Below are 20,682 nucleotides of genomic sequence, written 5' to 3'. Positions count from 1 at the left end.
GTCACAGAGGGTACCGCTTCGCGGCGGCCGGTCGGTGCAGCGCGAGTGTGGCGCGGACGTCGTCGAGCAGCGGGTCGACGAAGTCCGCGCGGTGCTTGGCATCGGTGGCCGCGCGGGCGCTGAGGTACATGAACGTCATCGCGGCCAGGACGATCGTGATGTGGGCCAGCGCCTGGTCGACCGGCAGCGCGATGTCCAGCCACTGGCTGCGCGCGGGATTGCCGTCCGTCAGGTGGTCGAGCACCGTGGAATTGAGCACCACCAGCCCCATGACGAAGAAGATCACGCCGGTGACCAGGGCGAGGACCAGCGCCTGGATGCACTGGGCCAGTGACACCACCGCGACGACTTTCACCTGGTCCGTGCGCCGCAGTGCAGGTTCGGCCTCGGCGAGCAGCGGGCGGCAGGCGTGGCGCGACTCGGTGACCGTGAAGGCCAGCGCGATCGCAGCCATGCCTGCGACCAGCAGCCAGATCCGGGTGGTCTCGAGGTTGGCGGAGATGTACCAGACGGTGTTGTTGAAGAACACCAGAAGGGTGAGCAGGACCACCGGCAGCGCCCGCGCGAACAGTTGGCCCGCCGAGCGCAGGTGGGTGAAGGTGGTGCGCAGCGCCCACCCGAGGATCGCGCCGAGCCCTGAGCCGGTCGCGGCCAGGATCACCAGGATGACGACCACGTCGACGGCCTCGGTCCCGAAGGCCGTCCACCCGCCGGCCTGGTAGGTGTCCGATGCGAGGCCGACGGCTATCGAGCCCCACGCGATCAGCGCACGCACTCGCGGACTCGCGACGCGGCTCACGGCGAAGGCGACGACGGCCATCAGGGGCAGCAGCGCCGCCAGCACCACGAGCACCGACCAGTCGGCAAAGGAGGGAGAGGTGCTGATGTCGATGTCCTGGTCACCTGAGGCGATCAGGACGTAGAGCTCGAGCAGCATCAGCGTGGCCCAGGCGGCCAGTGCCGGTGCGGACCGGCGCACGACGGCGTGCCAACCGTCCGTGACGAGCGCAGTGTGCGCTGCCGGGCCGGCGGTCATCGCAGCCGGAAGATGACTGCGCGCTGCACGATGAAGTTGATCACGGTCGCAGTGCCCTGAGCGATGACGAACGCGACCGGCACCCGCCACGGCTGGTTCTCGAACTGCATGTAGAAGACATAGTTGATGCCGACCTGCACGGCATAGGTGACGGCATACAGCAGCACCACCGCGATGAAGCGCGATCGGCTCGGCGGTGCCTGGAACGTCCATCGTCGGTTGATCAGGTAGGCCGTCGTCGTCCCGGCGATGAAGCTCAGCGTCTTGGCGACGTTGACGTGCAACCCGGCGGCGAGCAGCGCGACGTACAGACCGAAGTCCACGATCGCCGACAGCCCGCCGGTCAGGACGAAGCGCCAGATCTGCGTCGTCAACGGCAGCTGCGGTGACAGCGGGGGCTCGGCCACCCGGGCAGCTTACGGCCACCACCTGTTCAGATCGGTGGTGGTGCGTGGGCGTGCGCTCCGTGTTGCTCGTTCAGGCGGCGGGCGGCAGCGACCGCACGGGCACGGTTGTGAGCGCGGGTGTACCGGCGCCTCGGCATCATCACGCCGCGCGCCTCGCACGCCGACGGTCGTGGCGGGTCGCCGTCCCACAGGACGCCGCTCGGCCGACACAGCGACGGGAACAGATCCCGACTGCCCGGATGCGTCGAATAGATGTGTCCGGTGGGGCTGGTCCAGATCACCGTGCCGTCGGGAAGTTGGCGGTCCTGCCATCCCTCGGCGCCAGCCCAGAATGTCTTCAGAAGATGATGAAAACGGCACAGCGCCTTGAGGTTCGACGCGTGGGTGGGCCCGACGGGATAGGGGACCGTGTGGTCGATGTCGGCCTCGGTGGCGGGCACGTCGCAGCCGGGGAAGCGGCACGTCACATCGCGGCAGCGGATGAACTCCGCGAGGGCCCGAGACGGCACGTAGTGATCTTCGGGCGGAGCGTCACCGGGATGGGTGACCTGACGCAACCTCGCGCGCGCCAGCAGCGGGTCCAGCGCTTCTGACGGCGTGATGCCGGACCCGAAGATCAGGGCCGGCTTGTCCTCACGGGCGGGTGCGGGCTCCTGCGCGGCTGCGTGGTCCACGGTCGCGCTGTCGGCGATTACGTAGATCGTCGTGTTGCGCGTCGGCCTGGGTGCCGCGGCGGCGTCGCAGTCGTCGAGACCGCACTGGCACGCCAGAGCCTCGAGCCCGGCGCCGACGGCGGCAAGTGCCTCGGCTCGGCGGGTCTCCAGGGTGCGCGGGTCCGCAGCGCATACGGTGTGCGCGATCGCCTCGAGGCGATCCTGCAGCGCGACGGCGTCGGCGGCCGGTAGCAGCGCCCAGACGCTGGTGAAACCCGGCGCGTCCGAGGGCGAGCCGAACTCGACACGCCGCCGCGCCAACGATTCCACCACCTGGCGCACGGCGATCGGATCGTGAGCCAGCACGGTCGCGTCGATGGCTTGCTCGAGCTTCTTCTCCGAGAGCTGCCCCCAGCGACCGACGTGGGCTGCGATCGCCGCATCGACCTCGGCCATCACCGCGGGGTCGGTGACCAACCCTGTGCGATAGACGATCTTGCGGATCAGCAGATCGCTGATCAGTCCGTCGGCGAACAGTGCCGCCACCCGGGGCATCCGGTCTCGCAGCGCCACCGCGCGATGGATCTGGTGCAGTGCCAGCTCCCGAGTGATGCCCACGGCCGGTGCCACCTCGGCGGCGACCGCGGCGTCGGGATCGAGCCACCATCCGGAGCGGTCCTCGGCGTCGACGCCGGTGCGCCGGGTGAACAACTCGGCCATCACCGCCATCTTTCGCGCCGCGGCCGCGTTCTCTTCGCGTGCCCAGTGCTGGGCGGCGTCGATCAGATCAGCGGCGCTGAGCCGACGCAGATCCGGTTCTTCGAACACATGTTCGAGTATACCGGCGCCCCCGACAAGTCTCAGTCATGTGTTTCTGCCACCGATGATCAAATTCCTGCCACCCGAAATGTTTTGGGGGACGGGCGGGTTCCAGATATCAGATCACCACGATCGAAAACCAGAAGAGGGCAAGACAATGAAGAAGTTCACCATCACCACCGTTACCGCCGCCGCCCTGACTGCCGGAGTCCTGGGCTTGGCCGCCCCCGCGTTCGCCGCTCCGACCGGAGGCGACGCCGAGCAGACCATCAGTGCGCTCGAAGCGCAGGGCAATCGCGTTGTCGTCACCCGCCAGTCCAGTGCACCGCTGGATGAGGCGTCGGTCGTCTCCGTCACCCGCGGCCCGATCCAACGCGGCGCCGAACCGTTCGGCACCTCGAATGGCGACTCGAACCGCTCGACGATCAACCAGACGATCTACGTCACGGTGAAGTAGTCCTCCGAGATCCCCCCTCGGAAACGCAAAGGGCGCCCCCACGAGGGGCGCCCTTTGTCATGTCGACGGCCTCAGCCGGATCAGGGGAATGATCCGATTCCCGGCTCGCACTTCGTAATCGGCGTATCCGGCGTAGACGTCCAGCGCCTTCGCCCAGGCTTCGGCGCGCTCACCGGGGTCGGTGATCTCGGACGCGAGGTATGCGCCGCTACGGCTGCCGGCCAGAACGTCGACGCGGGGGTTGGCTTTGAGGTTGCGGTACCACGCCGGATGGCCCGGACGACCGTAGTTGGACGCGATCACGAGGAGGGAGCCTTCCTCCACGACGTAGAGCAACGGCAGCGTCCGTCGGAGGCCTGTCTTGGAGCCCGTGGTCGTCAGCAACATCACCGGCACAGGGAAGATGCTGCTGATCCGTCCGCCGGTGAGCCGCAACAGCGGCGGATCGATGTGCGGCGCAAGCTGCGTCACGTACCAGTAGCCGACCGGGGTCGGGCGAAGCGTTCCAGGGTGCGTTCGTAAAGCCTCATCGGGCGCCGATCCGCCATGGACAGACGCTACAGCCCCGCCGCCTCGAGCACGTCGCATAGCGCCGCAATCGCCGCGCCGAAGGCGTGTTCGGGCGGTGCGGCGTATCCGACGACGATGCCGTCGCGGTCGTCGATCTCGGCGTCAGGGTGACGCAGGATCGACAACCCGGTCAGGGCGATGCCGGCCTCACCGGCCCGGCGCATCACCTCGGCCTCCATTCCGTCGGGCAACGTCACCAACAGGTTGAGCCCGGCCGCCAACCCTGCCGTAGCCACGTCGAACGGCGCGAGCGCAGCAACCGTGAGGTCCCTGCGTCGGCGGTATCGTCCGCGCATCCGCCTGATGTGGCGGTCGTAGTGGCCGTGCGCTACGAAATCAGCGAGGGTCAGCTGGTTGATCACGTCCACGGAGAACTGTTGCCCGCCAGCGGCTTCGACGACCGGATCGACCAGTTCCTCCGGCAGAGCCAGCCAGCCCAGCCGCAAGGCGGGCGAGAGGCTCTTGCTGACCGAACCGAGGTAGCAGACCCGTCCCGGGTCCAGCGCCTGCAGTGCGCCCACGGGTTGACGGTCGAAGCGGAACTCCCCATCGTAGTCGTCGTCGAGCACGAAACGACCTGTGCGGCGCGCCCATTCGACCACCGCGGTGCGCCTCGATGGGTGCAACGGCATGCCGAGCGGATTGTGGTGTGCCGGAGTCAGAAGGACTCCCGTGACGTCGAGATCCTCCAGTTCCTCGACGACTGCACCGTGACCGTCGACGGCGATCGGTACCGTCGTTCCGCCCGCCGCCGTGATCGCGTCACGGAACAGGTGCAGCCCGTATGCCTCGACCGCGAGCGGTCCGCCGAGCACGCGGTTCAGCAGTTCCACCCCCTGACGCACCCCGGCGCAGATCACGATCGAGTCGACGGACGTTCGAACGCCGCGTGCTCGGGCCAGGTAACCCGCCAGGGCAGAACGCAATTCGACACGGCCGCGGGGGTCACTCATGTGCAGTGCCTCGTTCGGCGCGACGGTGAGCGCGCGACGCGTACAGGTGATCCACTGGCTTCGGGGGAACTCGGACACATCCGGAGAGCCGGGCATGAGGTTGTGCACCGGAGTGACGGACCTTCCCCGCGGGCGGGTACCGCTGTGCGGCTGGGCAGTGTTCAACACCCAGGTGCCTGCGCCTTGGCGGGATGCGAACCACCCTTCGGCGACGAGTTCGGCGTACGCGTCGGCGACCGTGTTGCGGGCCAGTCCGAGATCGGCGGCCAACGTGCGCGACGCAGGCAGCATCGTGCCTGGCGGCAGCCGACCGGATCGCGCCGCGTCGCGCAACGCCACGATCACCGCGTCTTTGGCGCCGCGCGCACCCGGGGTCAGCACGTCCCGCAGCTCGAGGTGCAGATCCCGCGCACCCGAATTGGCCCATGAAACCATCACTCGATTGAACCATCAGAACGGGCTTTTGCCGCATAGTGTCGATGACATGACACAGACGCTGAAGGGCCCGAGATTCCCGATCTACAAGAGCTCGCCGGAGCTCTACGAGGCGATGATGGCGCTGTCCACCGCCGCGGCCAAGGACGTCGAACCCGAGCTGGGAGAGCTGATCAAAATCCGCGCCTCGCAGATGAATCGGTGTGCGTTCTGCCTGGACATGCACACCCGCGATGCGCGCAAAATCGGCGTGAGCGACCAGAAGATCGACGTGCTCGCAGCGTGGACCGAAGCCGGCGACCTCTTCACCGCGCGCGAGCAGGCCGCGCTCGCACTCACCGAATCCCTCACGGTGCTCGGCGATCACGGCGTCCCCGAGGACGTCTACGCCATCGCGGCCGAGGCGTTCACCCAGCGTGAGCTCGGCCAGGTCATCGCGATGGCCGTCACCATCAACGCGTGGAACCGGATCAACGCCGCGGTCCAGGCCCCGCCGCCCCGCCGCTGATCCGCCGAAGAAGTGCCGTTGGACCCTACGGCCAGACGTCGCCGCCGACGAGCATGGTGGGCATGGATGCGACAACCACCCCGGTGACCGAACTGTCCGAGGCACAGAGTTGGCAGCTGTTGTCCGGACTCACCCTCGGCAGATTGGTGACGACCGTCGGCGGTTGGACCGAGATCTTCCCGGTCAACTACGTCGTCCAGCACAAGACCCTGCTGTTCCGCACTGCCGAGGGCACCAAATTGTTGACCGCTGTGCTCAACGAGAACGTCGTGTTCGAGGCGGATGACCACAATGCCGCTGAGGGGTGGAGCGTTGTGGTCCGCGGGACAGCCAAGCTTCTCCACACCTCAGCCGAGATCGCCGAGGCCGAACGCGCTGGGCTGTATCCGTGGATCGCGACCCGCAAATTGCGCTATGTGCGAGTCACCCCGCACACGGTGACCGGCCGGCGGTTCGTGTTCGGCCCGGAGCCTGACCAGACCGCGCTGGTCAGCTGAGGGTCACACCCAGTACGGCACCCGGGCGCGATACTGGCGCATCGCCAGCGCAGCGCACACCCAGCCGAGCACTGTCAGCACCAGCACGACGACCCAGTGCCGCAGTTCCTGATCCGCGCCGAGCAGAGGCGCCCGCACGATGTCGAGGTAGTGCAGCAACGGATTGAGTTCGACGATCTTGGCCCAGTGTCCGGCGCCCTGGGCCTGCAGTGTGGACTCGTTCCAGATGATCGGTGTCATGAAGAACAGCAGCTGCACCAGGCTGTTCAGCAGGGGGCTGATGTCGCGGTAGCGGGTCGCGAGAATGCCGAAACACAGTGACACCCAGACGCAGTTCAACGCGATCAGACCCAGTGCAGGGATGACGGCGAGGTCGGTCCATTTCCAGGGCTTGGGATAGATGATCGCGATGATCACGAAGATGATGATGTTGTGCGCGAACAGGATCATCTGCCGCCACACCAGGCGGTAGACGTGCACCGACAGTGGCGTCGGAAGCTGTTTGATCAGACCTTCGTTGGCGATGAACACCTCGGCGCCCTCGAGGATCGAGGCGTTGATCAGGTTCCAGATGATCAGCCCGAGTGTGACGTAGGGAAGGTGTTCGGACAGTTCGAGTTTGAACAGCTTCGAGTACAACGCACCCATCGCGACGGCGGTCGTGCCCGTGGCGATGGTGATCCAGAACGGGCCGAGCACCGAACGCCGGTAGCGCTGCTTGATGTCCTGCCAGCCCAGGTGAAACCAGAGCTCACGCTTGCCGAAGCCGCCGACCAGGTCGGCCCAGGCCCGGGTGAACGTCCTCGATTGCGCTGCGGCATCGGTGAACGTCATTTCCGTGTGAACCTCTCTCGTCGTCCCAACCGCCGCAACCGAATCCACTCGGCGAAGCCGCGGGGGTCGCGCGTCGACACCAGGAAGTACCAGCCGAAGCGCAGCCACTCCTGGGCGACGAGTCGGCGCATGCCGGGTTGCGACTGCAGGTAGCCGCGGTTGCGGTAGGTGTAGAACCGTTTGGCGTCGTTGTCGGGGTACTGGGTGTGCATGCGGCCGCCCAGGATCGGCTTAAATTCCTCGGTCCCGCATGGATGCAGGTACACCGCGTCCAGGCAGGTGCCGAACGGCAGGCCCGTTCGGATCAGCCGCCGATGCACCTCGGTCTCGTCGCCGCGGATGAACAGTCGCAGATCCGGCACGCCCACCGCCTCGATCGTGGACGCGCGGAACAGGGCGCCGTTGAAGAGCGATGCGATGCCCGGCAGCAGGTCTCCGCTTCCGTCGGTACGCAATTCGCTGACCAGGCGCCGCCACTGGAGTCCGCGGCGCAGCGGGAAGGCCAGCCGTTCGGGGTGCTCGAGGTTGCACACCATCGGCGACACCTCGGCCAGGCCGTGTCGGTCGGCGCACCTCAGCAGGGTGCCCAGCACCTCGCTGTCTGCCGGGCGGCCGTCGTCGTCGGCCAGCCACACCCAGTCCGCGCCGAGCGCCAGGGCGTGCAGCATGCCGAGCGCGAAACCGCCCGCGCCGCCCAGATTGCGCTGCGAACCCAGGTAGGTTGTCGGAATCGGTTGTCCGGCAACGATATCGCGCACCCGGTCGTCGGCATCGTTGTCGACGACGATGAGGTGGTCGGGCCGGCGACTCTGCGACGCCACGATGTCGAGGGACTTCGTGAGCTCGTCGGGACGGCGGTGGGTCACCACCACCGCGCATATGGTCTGCTCTTCGCGCGAGCGCTCATCGACGAAGACGTCACCCACGCGCGGTTTCCTCCAGGACTTCCCGCACGTGCCGTGCGGCGTCCTCACCCTCGTAGGCCCGCACCACGTCCTCGATGCCGCCCTCCATCTTCACGGTGCCGTGGTCGATCCACATCGCGGTGTTGCACAACCGGGCCAGGAACTCGTTGGAATGGCTGGCGAACACCAGGATTCCCGACCGGGCCACCAGATCGGCCAATCGGGTCTGCGCCTTCTTCAGGAAGTCGGCGTCGACCGCTCCGATGCCCTCGTCGAGCAGCAGGATCTCCGGATCGATGCTGGTCACCACACCCATTGCCAATCGCACACGCATACCGGTCGAGTAGGTCCGCAGCGGCATGGACAGGTAGTCCCCCAGCTCGGTGAATTCGGCGATCTCGTCGACCTTGGACAGCATCTGCTTGCGTGTCTGCCCGAGGAACAGACCCCGGATGATGATGTTCTCGAAGCCGGAGATCTCCGGGTCCATGCCGACGCCCAGGTCGAACACGGGAGCCACCCGGCCCTGCACCGTCGCCACTCCCCGGGTGGGTTCGTAGATGCCGGAGAGCAGGCGAAGCAGCGTCGACTTGCCGGCTCCGTTGTGCCCGACCAGACCGACCCGGTCGCCCATCTTCAGCGACATCGTGATGTCGCGCAGCGCCTCGATGACGACGACGTTGGAGTCGTTGCGCCCGATCGCGCCACCGGCCTTGCCGAGGAAGGCCTTCTTCAGCGAGCGCGTCTTGGCGTCGAAGATCGGAAACTCCACCCACGCATTACGCGTCTCGATGAACGGTTCCGACGAGTTGTGGGGACTGCTCACCGATGTCTCACAGGTACTGGCCGGTACCGGGATGACTGGGCCCGCCGCGTTGTCCCGGAATGCTCACACCGGGCGGCAAGGCGCCCTGGCGCATCTGCTCGAGCTGCTGACGGGCGGCCATCTGCTGGGCGAACAGCGCGGTCTGGATGCCGTGGAACAGGCCTTCCAGCCAGCCCACCAGCTGCGCCTGGGCGATCCGCAGCTCGGAATCCGTGGGCACCGCGTCTTCGGTGAACGGCAGCGTGAGCCGCTCGAGTTCGGCACGCAGCTCCGGCGCGAGGCCGTCTTCCAGCTCGCTGATGCTGGTGCGGTGGATGTCACGCAACCGGCCGCGGCTCGCCTCGTCGAGCGGTGCGGCGCGCACCTCCTCGAGAAGCTGCTTGATCATCGTGCCGATCCGCATGACCTTGGCGGGCTGCTCGACGAGGTCGGTCAGCGACTTGCCGTCGGAGCCCTGCTCGGCGTCGACCGATCCGTCGCCGATGATCTCGATGTTGTCGTCGTTTTCGGAGGTCATGCCTGAAGTCCCGCCTGAAGTCATATTCCTAGAGTGCCCCAGCGTTGCGTCGTCATTCCGGTCGGGCTCCGCGCCACTGGTAGATGCGCGCCTCGCCGTTGTCGTAGATCTTCTCCCAGGAGCGGGATTTGTCCAGCGACGCCAGGCCGTCGGGAATCACGAACCCCCGAACCACCGGCGTGCTCACGAGAAGGTAGCGGATGTCGAGCGCTGCGACGGCCTCGGCCACCCGGGGATCGGTGTCGGCGTCGTCGGCGTAGGCCCAGATGATGAAGCGGTTGTAGCCGGGCCCCTGCTGCACCGGGTAGTCGTAGTGGGTCCACAGCGGGTGCAGGTCGGCGATGGCGTACATCCACGCGGTGCCGTCGGTGTTTGCGTTCGCGATCAGGCTCTCGCGTGCCCCGGGCAGCGTCGCGAGGTGCGCGAAGGCCTCGAGGTCCTTGCCGTCGATGATCACCGAGTCGTACTTGTCGCCGAAGAGGAACTCGTGGCGGGGCAGGTAGTGCACAGCGGAGACGACGGACGCCACGCCGAGAACTGCGGCCACCGTCGCGTGCCGGACCCGAGCCGGCACTGCCGGGACACGGGCGGCGAGCCAACAGGCGGCGGTCACCGCGGCGATTCCGACCAGCGCGCTCAGCAGCAGCGTGATCACCGCCGACAGCCGGCGGGGGTCGCTGTAGAACAAGTCGCTGAACTGGCCGGTGGCCGCGCCCAGTGGGCCGCCGAACGGCGCGGAGGAGTGCACGATCGACACGACCAGCAGAAGCCACACCGGCACGGGCCACCACACCCGCCGCGCGGTGATCAGGATGCCCCCGGCTGCTGCCAGCGCAATCAGCCACCACTGGATCGGGAAGTCGTTGAGGTGGCGGGTGTGCTGCACGACGGCATCGAAGAGCGCCCGCTTCCTGCCCTGATGAGTCACGAAGGAATGCCCTTCGATGATCTCGGCCAGCTGCAGCACGCCGAGGAACTGGGGCAGCAGCAGCGCCACCGACGGAGCGCCGACGGCGACGAGGGTGCCGAGGTCGGCCAACCGCCCCCGGACGGGGTGGCGCAGCACCTCGACCAGCCACCAGGCCGCGACGAAGACGACCGTCACCACGCCGCCGGTGATGTGAACCGAAAACACCCCCACCACGGCGAGCACGGCCATCGGGATGCGGTCGCGGTGCGCCAGCGTCGTCGTGACGAGCACGAAGACCGGGATGGCGATGCCGTAGGCGGCGAGGTTGGGGATCGAAGCCGTGTCGAACTCGACGTACGGGACGGCGGTGAACGACGCCGCCAGCACCGCGGAGGTGGCGGCGGCGGCGAACGTGGGCCACGGTGCCGCCCAGCGGTGCATGAGCTGCCACGTCAAGATCGCGGCGCTGGCGGGGAACAGCCAGCAGGACACAGCGACGGAGACGACGGTGTAGGCCGTCGCCGGCGCGGCACCGGCCACCTGGGCGAACACCGCGGCGAGGGCGTGGAAGGTGGACGGGTAGTACAGCGCCTCGTGGGTTTCGATGTTGCGCAGTTCGCCCATGTGGGTGGGGGAGGCCTGGCCGGTGTCGAGGATGAACCGGATCGTGTTGGCGTGCCACACCGCGTCCCAGGTGCTGGGGATCGACTGCCAGTCGTCCAGTCCACGCGCAGCGGCGAGCCAGATGAGGACCGCGCCCAGGACGACGCCACCGCCGGCCACGAGTACGGCGCCGCGCGGCGGACGTGCGCGTTCGGCCGGGTCCGCTGCGGGCGTCCGGATCCGGCGCGCCAGTACTCGTACACCGGCGACCAGGCCCGTGAGCACCGCGAAAGTGAGCAGCGCCGTGCCCGTGTTCCATGGCACCCCGAGCGCCCCGAACGGCACGATCGCCATGGCCACCGCGCCGTAGGTCAGCGCGGGCCCGATCGCCACCGAGGCAGCCCAGTGCAGGCCGCCGCACCGAGCGATGATTGCCCCGGGGACCACCAGCAACGCGAGGGCAAGTAGCACTCCAAGCCCGAAGCTCACTGGACTAGTATGGCTGCCCAGATGACCCGTACCGGCCACGGCACGGGCAGCACGAGCGAGGTCGGGCAATCGCTCACCGTCTGCGCTGCAGCGGTACAGCGAGATTCCCTAGACGCACTAAGGTGGGCTGACATGGCATACGACGTCGCCCGGGTGCGGGGTCTGCACCCGTCGCTGGGCGATGGCTGGGTGCACCTTGATGCGCAGCACGGGATGCTGCTGCCCGACACGGTCAGCCGTGCCGTGTCCACCGCTTTTCGTGGCTCGATGCCCTCGGTGGACAGTGCACATCCCTCGTCGCGGCGCAGTGCGGCCGTCCTCGCGGCGGCCCGCCAGGCGGTGGCCGATCTGGTCAACGGAGACCCGGCGGGAGTGGTTCTCGGCCCCGATCGCGCGGTGCTGCTGACCTCGCTCGCCGACGCCGCGTCGGGTCGCGTTGGGCTCGGCTACGAGGTGGTCGTGTCTCGGCTCGACGACGAGGCGAACATCGCTCCGTGGCTACGCGCATCGAACCGGTACGGCGCCCAGGTCAAGTGGGCCGAGGTGGACATCGAGACCGGGGAGCTGCCCACCTGGCAGTGGGAGGGTCTGGTGAACCGGGCCACCCGGCTCGTCGCATTGACCTCGGCGTCAACGACTTTGGGTACGGTCACCGAGCTGCGCGAGGTGACCAAACTGGTCCACGAGGTCGGCGGCCTTGTCGTCGTCGACCACTCCGCAGCGGCGCCCTATCGCCTCATCGACATCGACGAGGTGGAGGCCGACGTCGTGGCGCTCAACGCGCTGGCCTGGGGTGGTCCGCCGGTCGGCGCGCTCGTGTTCCGAGACCCGTCGCTCATCGACGCGTTCGGGTCCGTGTCGCTGGATCCGGAGGCCGCCGGGCCGGCGCGTCTCGAGTTGGGATCGCACCAGTTCGGCTACCTCGCGGGCCTCGTGGCCAGCGTCGAATACCTTGCTGGTCTTGAGGATTCGGCCCAGGGCAGCCGCCGCGAGCGGCTGGCCGTGTCGTTGAGGTCCGCCTCGAGCTACCTCGACGGTCTGTTCGACTACCTGCTGTCCTCGCTGCGGGTACTACCGACAGTCATCGTGATCGGCAGCCCCGAGCAACGCATCCCGGTGTTGAGCTTCGCTGTCGAGAACGTGCCCGCCGAACGCGTCGTGCAGCGCCTTGCCGACAACGGCATCCTCGCGATCGCGAACGCGCCGTCGCGGGTGCTCGACGTCATCGGCGTCAACGACGTCGGTGGCGCGGTGACGATCGGCCTGGCGCACTACAGCACCGCCGCCGAGGTGGATCAACTGGTGCGGGCGCTGGCCTCGCTCGGCTAATCACACACGCGCAGAATGACTTTGCCGGACACGTCGCCGGATTCGAGCAGCTCGTGAGCAGCCTGGGCCTGCGAGATCGGGAACTCGGCGCCGATCACCGGCCGGACCTGGCCATCAGCGATCATCGGCCACACCTGCTCGCGCACCTGCGCCACGATCGCCGACTTCCCGGCGGGTCCGTCGACGGGACGGGCGCGCAGCGCGGTGGCGAACACGCCGCCGCGCTTGGCCAACAGCTTGCCGATGTCGAGGTCGCCCTTGACGCCGCCCTGCATGCCGATGATCACCAGGCGGCCGTCCTTGGCCAGGGCGTCGATGTTGCGGTCCAGGTAGGCCGCTCCCATGATGTCGAGGATGACATCGGCGCCGCCGGCCTCGCGGATCACCTCGACGAACTCTTCGTTGTGGTAGTCGATGGTGATCTCGGCGCCGAGTTCCGCGCACAGCTCCAGTTTGTTCGCCGAACCCGCGGTCACGGCGACCCGGCAGCCCAGCGCGCGGGCGACCTGGATGGCGTGGGTGCCGATGCCGCTGGCGCCCCCGTGCACCAGGAGAAGCTGGCCGGGCGCGATCCCGGCGGTCATCACGATGTTCGACCAGACGGTGCACGCGACCTCGGGCAGCGCGGCGGCGTGTTCGAGCGGCACACCCTCGGGAGCGGGAAGCAGCTGACCAGCTGGGACTGCCACGTACTCGGCGTAACCGCCGCCCGCCAGCAAAGCGCAGACCTGTTGCCCCGGCGCCCAGTCCGTGTTATCGAGGTCGGCGCCCAGACTCTCGATCACGCCGGACACCTCGAGACCGATGATGTCGCTGGCGCCCGGCGGGGGCGGATAGTGGCCGGCCGCCTGGAGGAGATCAGCCCTGTTGACCCCTGCCGCGATCACCCGCAGCAGCACCTCGCCGGGGCCCGGGGTCACATCGTCGACGGCTTGCCAGGTCAGTCGGCCGGAGTCGGCCACGATAGCCAGCATTCGCGCAACGCTACTACGCAGGGGAAACTGCAGCCTGTTTGCCCACTGGCATTAGGGTGCTGCCTCTAATATGGGCAAATGGAGGGGATAATCGGGGGGCGTAGTGCGAGCGATACGCCAGGTTTGGACATGTCAGAACAGCGTGCGTGGCAGAACTTCTTGGAGGCCGCGCTGCGCTTGTACGCCACGATGAATCGGGCGCTTGTGGACAGCCACAAGCTCACGCTGAATGACGTACGGCTGCTGGACCTGTTGGCGGCATCGCCGGCGGGGGCGGCCCGGATGGGGGATCTGGCGGAGTCGTTGATGTCGTTGCCGAGCCGCGTGACACGGCAGATCATCCGGCTCGAGAAGCAGAACCTGGTGACCCGCGGCGCCAGCCCGGACGACGGTCGCGGGGTGGTGGCGTCCATCACCCCGCAAGGCCGTGACGTGCTGGCGGCGGCGCAACTGACGTACGGGGCGGCTGTCCGCGAGCATTTCGTGGACAGGCTGTCGCGGCCGCAGGTGGCGGCGATGGGGGAGAACTGCCGCCGGATCAGCACCGCGCTGCAGTCGGGGGCGCCGTCGGCGAAGGTGGGCCGCGTCTAGACTGTCCCGCGGTGGCGTGGCAGAGCGGCCTAATGCACTCGCCTTGAAAGCGAGAGACGGCTAACACCGTCCGGGGGTTCAAATCCCTCCGCCACCGCAGGTCAGCAGGGTTGTCCGGGCGGGGTGTAATAGGGAACCCCTTCCACGGTGTAGCAGGGGATCTCCCCGGGCACGTACGGTACGGACGCCGATTCGATGGCGACGCCGGCGGCCACGCCGGTCGCGATCGCCGCGCCGGTGGCGATGTGCGCGATCGGTGCGCCGCAGCCCTCGACGCCGACGAAGCGGCCGTGGACGCCGGCGCAGATGTCGGCGCCTGCGGTGGGAGCGGAAGCGACGGGGGCGACGGCCGCAGCCAACGCCACCGACAGGGCTGCGATCGCAGATCTCGTCATCGACGAATCGTAGCCAGAGCTGGGCGGAACCGGTGAGAACTCGGGGCCTCGCGTCGAACCCGTTACACCCGGCCTGCGGCGAAGGCTGCCGCCTGGTCGACCATTCCGTTCTGCACATAGGCGAAGTGCCCCGTGTTGTTGGAGGGTCCCGCGTCGCAGTACTGGTCGCCGGTGGCGCATTGGTCGATCGTCCTGCTGCCGTAGACCGGGCTCTTGTCGACGAGCGAACCACCGCCGTTCATCGTGCGCATCGGATTGCCGAACACCGCGATCGCCGCGACGTGCGGTTCGTCCTCGGCGGGGATGGGCATCGGGGTGAACAGGCCGACTCGCTGGCCGATCGCGAGGAGGTCGATGACCCCCGCCCCCTGCGAGTAGCCGCCCAGCACGATCCGGGTGTTCGGGCAGCTCGCCGCGGTGGCGTGCACGTGGGCCAGGGCGTCGGAAGCGCCGACCCGCACCGACGAGTACAGGTTCCAGTCGGCGGGATAGTTCACGGCGTAACTGGATACCGACTTGCTGCCGACCTTGGTGCGGACAGAATTGATGAACGCGGTGCCGAGCCACCCCACCCCAGCAGGCTCCGTCGTCCCGCGGGCGAACACAACTTCCACATCACTGCAATCCTGTGCTGACGCCGCAGGTGCAACCATTCCGGTCGTGATGCTCGCGCATAAGGTTGTGGCAGAGGACAAGACACTCACTATTGATCGTTTCTTCATGCTGTTCTCTGTTGCACAAAGCAAAGTCATCGAAACGTCATCAGCAACTTCGTTTGCCATTGATTGGCGCGCGGGCGGCATATCCCCCGATCGGTGGACATCACAATCCACCGGGGCATTCCACCCAATAGCGGATGTGAATATCCGGCAAACCCGTCAATATCGACCCCATGACGATGGAAACGGCGCCCACAGCCGCGACAGCCCCAACAGCCAGCCAACCGCTGTGGCGGATCGCCCTGTCCAGCTACGTGGGCTCGGCGATCGAGTTCTACGACTTCTTCATCTACGGCACCGCCGCGGCACTGGTGTTCCCGACGGTGTTCTTCCCGGAGCTGAGCCCGATCATGGCGACGACGGCCTCGCTGGGGGCGTTCGCGGCCGCGTTCCTGGCCCGTCCGGTGGGGGCGGCCGTGTTCGGTCACTTCGGCGACCGCATCAGCCGCAAGCAGACCCTGGTGGTGACCCTGCTGCTGATGGGCGTCGCGACCGTCGGGGTGGGTCTCATCCCCAGCACAGCAACCATCGGAATCGCGGCGCCGCTGTTGCTGCTCGGCCTACGGCTGATCCAGGGCTTCGCCGTCGGCGGCGAGTGGGCGGGCGCGGTACTGCTCAGTGCCGAGAACTCGCCGCAGGATCGGCGCGGCTTCTTCGGCATGTTCACCCAGCTCGGCCTGGGCACCGCGCTGGTGCTGGCCAACCTCGTGTTCTGGGTGGTGCAGGCGATCTTCGGCGAGGATCCTGGCTCGGCCTTCTTCGACTGGGCCTGGCGAATCCCGTTCTTGCTCAGCGGGATTCTGATCCTCGTCGCGCTCTACATCCGAGTGCACGTCAAGGATTCCCCCGCGCTCGACGCGGACGCCGGACACCAGGGCGCCCCCCTGGTCGCGCTGTTCCGCCGGCAGGGCCGTCAGGTGCTGCTGGCCGCTGGTGTCGCGGTGTGCGCCCCCATGCTGGTGTTCCAGGCGGGCACCTTCTTCGTCCACTACGCCGCCGACCGCCTCGACTTCTCCTACGACCTGGTGTTGATGACCGGGGTGATCGGCGGTCTGTGCGCCGTCGGCTTCGCCGCGGTGTCAGCGATCCTGAGCGACACCTACGGTCGGCGCCGCATCGTCTCGTGGGGGTTCGCGCTGACGGCGCCGTGGGCGTTCGCGGTGTTCCCGCTGATCGAGACCGGCGACAAGACGATGTTCGGCGTGACGATCGTCGTGACCTACTGCCTGATCGGCTGGTGCATGGGGCCGCTCGCCGCGCTGCTTCCCGAGATCTTCGCCCCCGAGTACCGCTACACCGGCGCCGCGCTGTCGCACACGCTGGGCGCGATCGTCGGCGGCGCCTTGCCGCCCGTCGTCTCGCCGATGCTGCTGGCGTCCTACGGCGGATGGGCCGTGTCGGTGATGATGGGCGCGCTGGGGCTGGTCAGCCTCGCTTGTGTGCTGGCCCTGCCGGAGACGGCGGGCCGCAGGATCTAGCGGGTCACTCGCCGGTGAAGTTCGGCGGACGCTTGCCGAACATCGCGGTGATGCCCTCGGTGAGGTCTTTCGAAGCCAGGAACGCCGAGTTCCACGCCGCCACGTACCGCAGGCTCGCGGACACCGCCGCGGTGCGCTGCTCGTCGAGGACGTCCTTGACGCCGGCAACCACCAGCGGCGGGTTCGCGGCGATCTCGGCCGCGGTCGCGCGTGCCGCAGCCAGGGATGCGTCGGCGTCGGGGTACACGTCGTTGACCAGGCCGATCTTTTCGGCGCGCGCCGCGTCGATGTCCTTGCCCGTCAACGCCAGCTCACGCAGATGCCCGTCGGACAGGATCAGCGGTAGCCGCGCCAGCGAGCCAACGTCGGCGACGATCGCGAGCTTGACTTCACGCACCGAGAACTTGGCGTCGGCACTCGCGTAACGGATGTCGACGGCCGAGATCAGATCGACCCCGCCGCCGATGCACCAGCCGTGGACCGAGGCGATCACCGGCGTGCGGCAGTCGGCCACAGCGGTGATGGACTGCTGCATGGTCTTGAGGCGGGCGTGGAACTCGGCCCGGGGCTTGGCCAAGGCGCCCTCGGCCATCATCGGGGCCAGCGTGTCGCCCATCGCGGGCAGGTCGAGCCCGTAGCTGAAGTTCTTGCCGGAGCCGGTCAGGACGATCGCGCGCACCTCGGGGTCAGCGTCCAACTCGGCGAACACCTGGGGGAGTTCGACCCAGAACGCCGGCCCCATCGCGTTGCCCTTGCCCGGGCCGATCAACGTGACCTGCGCGATGCGGTCGGCGATCTCGACCGTCACTGACTCGTAGCTGCTGCCCATGGACCATGAGGCTAGCTCCCGCCGCGTGGCGGCAGCCATCAGCCCATCGAGTCGTCAGCCCATCAGAACGTCGGCGACCTTCGCGCTCGGCAGGAACTGGCACGCGGCGTCGGCGAGAAGTTGGCCCACCGTCTCGCCGTTGGCGCCGATCGGGTTGTTGCCCTGGGCGAGGATCGCCTTGACCACCGCGAGCCGGGTCGCCTCATCGAGTTTCGAATACTCCTCGCACGACATGCTGGTGGCGTTCGGTGGGGGTGGCACCTCGGGGACGTTCGACCCGCGGGTCGGCAGCGGCAGGTTCGGAATCGTGATCTCCGGCAACCCGGGGATGCTCGGCATCCCGGGGATGCTCGGCGCGCTGCGTTCGGTGGTCAGCGGCGGTCCCGGCTCGGTGGTCTGCGCCACCGCGCCTTCGGTGCTGCGCGAGCACGCCGTCGTCGCGCCGAGCACGATTGCCAGCCCGACCATGGCCGTCGTCGTCACCCGCGCGCGCGTCCTCATGGTCGCCACGATAGGGGGCTACACCCGCTCGAGATAGAAATACAGGTGACGCGGCGTGCCGGAGCTGGTGTCCATGGCGCCCTTGCCGTTCATGATGCCGATGACCGCGTTGTCGTCGACGATCTTGAAGTGGTCGTGCACCGGCTTGCCGTCGTAGACCATCGACGCGACCGTCTCGCCGCGGAACTCCTCCATCCACAGGCTGGCTTCGCCGTTCATCGCCTCGGCGTTGGAGAACCGGTTGCCGTCGGCGTCGAAGCAGACCAGCGGCTTCGCGTCGGCCGCGGAGTGGAACGTCTTGCCGAACCAGTTGAGCCGCTTCATGAAGCCGTTGGCCTTGTGGCCGGTGTCGAACTCGCCGCCCTTCCATTCGCCGATCATGAACTCGATGGTGGCGGGGGCGAGCGTGGCCCAGAACGTGTCGAGCTCGGCGTCCTCGATCCGGCCGGTCCGTGCGGTCAGGTCGGTGAAGGTCTTCCGGGGATCGGTCATGAGCGTCCTGTCCAGGTGCGGGCGAAGTCGAGGAAGGCGTCGTTCTCGTGCGGGGCAGCCACGGTGACCCGTACGCCGTCGTCACCATAGGGCCGCACGATGATGCGGGTGTTGGCGGCGTCGGCGGCGAACTGCTGGGCGCGGCCGGGCAGTGGCAGCCAGACGAAGTTGGCCTGTGATGACGGCAGCTCGTACCCGGCCTCGCGCAGGGCGTGGGAGACGCGGGTGCGCTCGGCGACGACGGCGTCGGTGCGCTCGAGCAGTTCATCGGCGGCGTCGAGCGAGGCGATGGCGGCGGCCTGCGACACGGTCGTCGCGGTGAAGGGCACGTAGACCTTGGACAGCGCGCTGACGATGTCAGGGTCGGCGACGGCATAACCGACGCGCAGGCCCGCCAGGCCGTAGGCCTTCGAGAAGGTCCGCAGCACGACCACATTGGGGTGCGATCGAACGAGACCGAAGCTGTCGGGCACCAGGTCGTCGCGGATGTATTCGATGTAGGCCTCGTCGAGCACCACCATGATGTGCGGCGGGACGGCCTCGACGAACGCGGCGAGCTTGGCCGGGTCGACGACGGTGCTGGTCGGGTTGTTGGGGTTGCAGACGAAAATCAGCCGGGTGCGGTCGGTGACCGCGGCCAGCATCGCGTCGAGGTCAAAGGTGTGGTCGCTCAGCGGCACCTGGATCGGGGTGGCGCCGGCGGTGCGGACCTGCAGGGGGTAGATCTCGAAGCTGCGCCAGCCGAACAGCACCTCGTCACCGACGGTCGAGGTGATCTGGATCAGCTGCTGGCACAGGCTCACCGACCCGCAGCCCACCGAGATGTGCTCGGGAGCGAAGTTGACGTGCTTGGCAAGGCGCTCTTTGAGCTCGACGTAGCCGTTGTCGGGGTAGCGGTTGATGCCGTCCATCGCGGCGGCGACGGCGGCGCGCACGCTGGGCAAGGGACCGTGCACGGTCTCGTTGCTGGCGATCTTGATGGCACCCGGCACGGTCTTGCCTGGCGTGTAGGCGGGCAGATCAGCGAGTTCGGGACGCAGACGGGCGGGCACCGAACCAGTTTAGGGGTGCGGTCGATCTGCTTTGCTTCTCGCGGCAGGGCCTGTGTACTCTCTTCCTTCGGCGGTCAACGTCAGGAGGCGTGCCAGAGCGGCCGAATGGGACTCACTGCTAATGAGTTGCCCGCCTTAAAGCGGGCCGGAGGTTCAAATCCTCTCGCCTCCGCCAACAACTGAACATGCACCACCAAGCGCCCGTAGCTCAACGGATAGAGCATCTGACTACGGATCAGAAGGTTAGGGGTTCGAATCCCTTCGGGCGCACTCTCTATTTCTTGTTGGCGAGCACCATGTCGACAGCCGCCGCGATGACTTCGTCTCCCGGCACAGTGCCGAACATCAACGACGGGCACGCCACCACGCCCGCCAGCATGGAGATCGCCGCTTCCAGCTGGACCCCGGCGAAGACGTTCTCCAACATCGCCCGGATCGGACGCTGCGCCTCGCTGTTCAGCGCGTCGCGGATCTCGCCCATGGTCTCCACCGAGGCCCACTGCGCCATCGCGTAGAGCACCTTGTCCATGTGCAGGTCCACCACGGCGGTGCGGAACGCGGTCAGCTCACCGATCAGATCGGCACGCAGCTCGCCGGTGGGCTCTTGGTGGGGCAGCTCGCCGATGGCGTCGACTGCGATCTTCAGGAGGTCGACGCGGGACGGCCAGTGGGTGTAGAGCGTGGTCTTGGAGTAGCCGGCGAGCTCGGCGACGCGGGCGTGGGTGACGGCGTCGGAGCCTTCGGCGATCAAGACGTCGAGTGCGGTCCGGCCGACGTCGGCGCGGGTGCGGAGGACGCGAGAATCTTCGCCGGAGGCAGCCTTGCCGCTGCGGCCTGCCATGTGTCCTCACCTCTGCCCGTCGTCTCTGCTGCCTCCAATTAACGCACGGATTCCGGCGTCGC

24 protein-coding genes and 3 tRNA genes are annotated in these 20,682 nt (G+C 67.8%); 9 read left to right on the top strand and 18 right to left on the bottom strand.

Annotation, left to right across the window (positions count from 1 at the left end; genetic code table 11):
• Position 1: 1 nt before the first annotated feature.
• The 3 genes from ACZY1G_RS15050 to ACZY1G_RS15040 are packed head-to-tail and all read right to left on the bottom strand — an operon-like array spanning position 2 to position 2,924.
• A complete protein-coding gene (locus tag ACZY1G_RS15050; RefSeq protein ID WP_463812639.1) occupies positions 2-1,036 on the bottom strand; it encodes a hypothetical protein in 1,035 nt (344 codons plus the stop codon).
• Complete coding sequence (locus ACZY1G_RS15045) at positions 1,033-1,428, bottom strand: GtrA family protein (RefSeq protein WP_463814757.1); 396 nt, start codon at positions 1,426-1,428, stop codon at positions 1,033-1,035. The genes ACZY1G_RS15050 and ACZY1G_RS15045 overlap by 4 nt, the downstream gene beginning before the upstream one ends.
• A gap of 41 nt (positions 1,429-1,469) precedes the next feature.
• A complete protein-coding gene (locus ACZY1G_RS15040) occupies positions 1,470-2,924 on the bottom strand; it encodes an HNH endonuclease signature motif containing protein (protein ID WP_463822826.1) in 1,455 nt (484 codons plus the stop codon).
• 55 nt (positions 2,925-2,979) lie between these two features.
• On the opposite strand from ACZY1G_RS15040, the gene ACZY1G_RS15035 reads away from it, so the two are divergent.
• Positions 2,980-3,372, top strand: coding sequence for a hypothetical protein (locus ACZY1G_RS15035; RefSeq protein ID WP_463812637.1), 393 nt, complete (start codon positions 2,980-2,982; stop codon positions 3,370-3,372).
• 57 nt (positions 3,373-3,429) lie between these two features.
• Here ACZY1G_RS15035 and ACZY1G_RS15030 read toward each other — a convergent pair whose 3' ends face one another.
• Together ACZY1G_RS15030 and pdxR are read right to left on the bottom strand one after the other, a co-directional pair.
• A complete protein-coding gene (locus ACZY1G_RS15030; RefSeq protein WP_463822825.1) occupies positions 3,430-3,843 on the bottom strand; it encodes a nitroreductase/quinone reductase family protein in 414 nt (137 codons plus the stop codon).
• 86 nt (positions 3,844-3,929) lie between these two features.
• Entirely contained in the window at positions 3,930-5,330 is a 1,401-nt protein-coding gene (pdxR, locus tag ACZY1G_RS15025) for a MocR-like pyridoxine biosynthesis transcription factor PdxR (protein WP_463812635.1), read from the bottom strand.
• A 49-nt stretch (positions 5,331-5,379) separates the two neighbouring features.
• On the opposite strand from pdxR, the gene ACZY1G_RS15020 reads away from it, so the two are divergent.
• Positions 5,380-5,838 carry a carboxymuconolactone decarboxylase family protein gene (locus tag ACZY1G_RS15020; RefSeq protein WP_463812634.1) on the top strand — a complete coding sequence of 153 codons (459 nt, stop codon included), beginning with the start codon at positions 5,380-5,382 and terminating at the stop codon, positions 5,836-5,838.
• A gap of 62 nt (positions 5,839-5,900) precedes the next feature.
• The gene (locus ACZY1G_RS15015; protein WP_463812633.1) at positions 5,901-6,335 is read left to right on the top strand and encodes a pyridoxamine 5'-phosphate oxidase family protein; all 435 of its coding nucleotides are present in this window, start codon (positions 5,901-5,903) and stop codon (positions 6,333-6,335) included.
• Positions 6,336-6,338: 3 nt separating this feature from the next.
• Here ACZY1G_RS15015 and wzm read toward each other — a convergent pair whose 3' ends face one another.
• The 5 genes from wzm to ACZY1G_RS14990 are packed head-to-tail and all read right to left on the bottom strand — an operon-like array spanning position 6,339 to position 11,419.
• Positions 6,339-7,169, bottom strand: a complete 831-nt coding sequence (gene wzm, locus ACZY1G_RS15010; RefSeq protein WP_463812632.1) for a galactan export ABC transporter permease subunit Wzm/RfbD — start codon at positions 7,167-7,169, stop codon at positions 6,339-6,341.
• On the bottom strand, positions 7,166-8,095 hold the full coding sequence (gene glfT1 / locus ACZY1G_RS15005) for a galactofuranosyltransferase GlfT1 (RefSeq protein WP_463812631.1): 930 nt from the start codon (positions 8,093-8,095) through the stop codon (positions 7,166-7,168). The genes wzm and glfT1 overlap by 4 nt, the downstream gene beginning before the upstream one ends.
• Positions 8,088-8,900: a galactan export ABC transporter ATP-binding subunit Wzt/RfbE gene (wzt, locus tag ACZY1G_RS15000; RefSeq protein ID WP_463812630.1), complete on the bottom strand. Its 813-nt coding sequence runs from the start codon at positions 8,898-8,900 to the stop codon at positions 8,088-8,090. The genes glfT1 and wzt overlap by 8 nt, the downstream gene beginning before the upstream one ends.
• A gap of 7 nt (positions 8,901-8,907) precedes the next feature.
• On the bottom strand, positions 8,908-9,441 hold the full coding sequence (locus tag ACZY1G_RS14995; RefSeq protein WP_463812629.1) for a bacterial proteasome activator family protein: 534 nt from the start codon (positions 9,439-9,441) through the stop codon (positions 8,908-8,910).
• A 28-nt stretch (positions 9,442-9,469) separates the two neighbouring features.
• Complete coding sequence (locus ACZY1G_RS14990; RefSeq protein ID WP_463822824.1) at positions 9,470-11,419, bottom strand: DUF6541 family protein; 1,950 nt, start codon at positions 11,417-11,419, stop codon at positions 9,470-9,472.
• Positions 11,420-11,551: 132 nt separating this feature from the next.
• Here ACZY1G_RS14990 and ACZY1G_RS14985 point away from each other — a divergent pair, with 132 nt between their 5' ends.
• Positions 11,552-12,748 (top strand): cysteine desulfurase-like protein, encoded by a 1,197-nt coding sequence (locus ACZY1G_RS14985; protein ID WP_463812627.1) that lies wholly within the window; start codon positions 11,552-11,554, stop codon positions 12,746-12,748.
• Here the strand turns inward: ACZY1G_RS14985 and ACZY1G_RS14980 are convergent.
• Positions 12,745-13,722, bottom strand: coding sequence for an NAD(P)H-quinone oxidoreductase (locus tag ACZY1G_RS14980; protein ID WP_463822823.1), 978 nt, complete (start codon positions 13,720-13,722; stop codon positions 12,745-12,747). The genes ACZY1G_RS14985 and ACZY1G_RS14980 overlap by 4 nt on opposite strands.
• Before the next feature lie 78 nt (positions 13,723-13,800).
• Here ACZY1G_RS14980 and ACZY1G_RS14975 point away from each other — a divergent pair, with 78 nt between their 5' ends.
• Positions 13,801-14,313 (top strand): MarR family winged helix-turn-helix transcriptional regulator, encoded by a 513-nt coding sequence (locus ACZY1G_RS14975; protein WP_463822822.1) that lies wholly within the window; start codon positions 13,801-13,803, stop codon positions 14,311-14,313.
• A gap of 10 nt (positions 14,314-14,323) precedes the next feature.
• Positions 14,324-14,410 (top strand) — tRNA-Ser (locus ACZY1G_RS14970).
• A 4-nt stretch (positions 14,411-14,414) separates the two neighbouring features.
• Here ACZY1G_RS14970 and ACZY1G_RS14965 read toward each other — a convergent pair.
• Both ACZY1G_RS14965 and ACZY1G_RS14960 read right to left on the bottom strand, forming a co-directional pair.
• Positions 14,415-14,708, bottom strand: coding sequence for a hypothetical protein (locus ACZY1G_RS14965; protein ID WP_463812624.1), 294 nt, complete (start codon positions 14,706-14,708; stop codon positions 14,415-14,417).
• 62 nt (positions 14,709-14,770) lie between these two features.
• Positions 14,771-15,361: a cutinase family protein gene (locus ACZY1G_RS14960; protein WP_463822821.1), complete on the bottom strand. Its 591-nt coding sequence runs from the start codon at positions 15,359-15,361 to the stop codon at positions 14,771-14,773.
• 245 nt (positions 15,362-15,606) lie between these two features.
• On the opposite strand from ACZY1G_RS14960, the gene ACZY1G_RS14955 reads away from it, so the two are divergent.
• Positions 15,607-16,905 carry an MFS transporter gene (locus ACZY1G_RS14955; RefSeq protein ID WP_463814756.1) on the top strand — a complete coding sequence of 433 codons (1,299 nt, stop codon included), beginning with the start codon at positions 15,607-15,609 and terminating at the stop codon, positions 16,903-16,905.
• Positions 16,906-16,909: 4 nt separating this feature from the next.
• On the opposite strand, the gene ACZY1G_RS14950 is transcribed toward ACZY1G_RS14955, so the two are convergent.
• Genes ACZY1G_RS14950 through hisC form a run of 4 tightly spaced genes read right to left on the bottom strand, consistent with a single transcriptional unit; the run spans position 16,910 to position 19,779 of the window.
• Positions 16,910-17,734, bottom strand: coding sequence for a crotonase/enoyl-CoA hydratase family protein (locus ACZY1G_RS14950; RefSeq protein WP_463822820.1), 825 nt, complete (start codon positions 17,732-17,734; stop codon positions 16,910-16,912).
• Between the two features lie 54 nt (positions 17,735-17,788).
• Positions 17,789-18,235, bottom strand: coding sequence for a hypothetical protein (locus ACZY1G_RS14945; RefSeq protein WP_463812621.1), 447 nt, complete (start codon positions 18,233-18,235; stop codon positions 17,789-17,791).
• 18 nt (positions 18,236-18,253) lie between these two features.
• Complete coding sequence (locus ACZY1G_RS14940; RefSeq protein ID WP_463812620.1) at positions 18,254-18,727, bottom strand: DUF4334 domain-containing protein; 474 nt, start codon at positions 18,725-18,727, stop codon at positions 18,254-18,256.
• A complete protein-coding gene (gene hisC, locus ACZY1G_RS14935; protein ID WP_463812619.1) occupies positions 18,724-19,779 on the bottom strand; it encodes a histidinol-phosphate transaminase in 1,056 nt (351 codons plus the stop codon). The genes ACZY1G_RS14940 and hisC overlap by 4 nt, the downstream gene beginning before the upstream one ends.
• Before the next feature lie 83 nt (positions 19,780-19,862).
• Between hisC and ACZY1G_RS14930 the strand changes: the two genes are divergently transcribed.
• Positions 19,863-19,954, top strand: a tRNA-Ser gene (locus ACZY1G_RS14930).
• Between the two features lie 22 nt (positions 19,955-19,976).
• Positions 19,977-20,049: transfer RNA gene (locus ACZY1G_RS14925), tRNA-Arg, on the top strand.
• 4 nt (positions 20,050-20,053) lie between these two features.
• On the opposite strand, the gene ACZY1G_RS14920 is transcribed toward ACZY1G_RS14925, so the two are convergent.
• A complete protein-coding gene (locus tag ACZY1G_RS14920) occupies positions 20,054-20,620 on the bottom strand; it encodes a TetR/AcrR family transcriptional regulator (protein WP_463822819.1) in 567 nt (188 codons plus the stop codon).
• Between the last annotated feature and the right edge of the window lie 62 nt (positions 20,621-20,682).

It is taken from the genome of Mycobacterium sp. IDUB_5 (genome assembly GCF_055419565.1).
This window is presented reverse-complemented; position numbering and strand designations above follow the sequence as displayed.

Coding starts and splice junctions, on each gene's coding strand:
- ACZY1G_RS14985 (WP_463812627.1), top strand. CDS start 11,552: ATGGCATACGACGTCGCCCGGGTGCGGGGTCTGCACCCGTCGCTGGGC.
- ACZY1G_RS14950 (WP_463822820.1), bottom strand. CDS start 17,734: ATGGGCAGCAGCTACGAGTCAGTGACGGTCGAGATCGCCGACCGCATC.
- pdxR (WP_463812635.1), bottom strand. CDS start 5,330: ATGGTTTCATGGGCCAATTCGGGTGCGCGGGATCTGCACCTCGAGCTG.
- ACZY1G_RS15050 (WP_463812639.1), bottom strand. CDS start 1,036: ATGACCGCCGGCCCGGCAGCGCACACTGCGCTCGTCACGGACGGTTGG.
- ACZY1G_RS15015 (WP_463812633.1), top strand. CDS start 5,901: ATGGATGCGACAACCACCCCGGTGACCGAACTGTCCGAGGCACAGAGT.
- ACZY1G_RS15020 (WP_463812634.1), top strand. CDS start 5,380: ATGACACAGACGCTGAAGGGCCCGAGATTCCCGATCTACAAGAGCTCG.
- ACZY1G_RS14975 (WP_463822822.1), top strand. CDS start 13,801: ATGGAGGGGATAATCGGGGGGCGTAGTGCGAGCGATACGCCAGGTTTG.
- ACZY1G_RS14955 (WP_463814756.1), top strand. CDS start 15,607: ATGGAAACGGCGCCCACAGCCGCGACAGCCCCAACAGCCAGCCAACCG.
- ACZY1G_RS14965 (WP_463812624.1), bottom strand. CDS start 14,708: ATGACGAGATCTGCGATCGCAGCCCTGTCGGTGGCGTTGGCTGCGGCC.
- ACZY1G_RS15035 (WP_463812637.1), top strand. CDS start 2,980: ATGATCAAATTCCTGCCACCCGAAATGTTTTGGGGGACGGGCGGGTTC.
- ACZY1G_RS14940 (WP_463812620.1), bottom strand. CDS start 18,727: ATGACCGATCCCCGGAAGACCTTCACCGACCTGACCGCACGGACCGGC.
- ACZY1G_RS14995 (WP_463812629.1), bottom strand. CDS start 9,441: ATGACTTCAGGCGGGACTTCAGGCATGACCTCCGAAAACGACGACAAC.
- ACZY1G_RS14960 (WP_463822821.1), bottom strand. CDS start 15,361: ATGGTTGCACCTGCGGCGTCAGCACAGGATTGCAGTGATGTGGAAGTT.
- ACZY1G_RS14980 (WP_463822823.1), bottom strand. CDS start 13,722: ATGCTGGCTATCGTGGCCGACTCCGGCCGACTGACCTGGCAAGCCGTC.
- wzm (WP_463812632.1), bottom strand. CDS start 7,169: ATGACGTTCACCGATGCCGCAGCGCAATCGAGGACGTTCACCCGGGCC.
- ACZY1G_RS14945 (WP_463812621.1), bottom strand. CDS start 18,235: ATGAGGACGCGCGCGCGGGTGACGACGACGGCCATGGTCGGGCTGGCA.
- ACZY1G_RS14920 (WP_463822819.1), bottom strand. CDS start 20,620: ATGGCAGGCCGCAGCGGCAAGGCTGCCTCCGGCGAAGATTCTCGCGTC.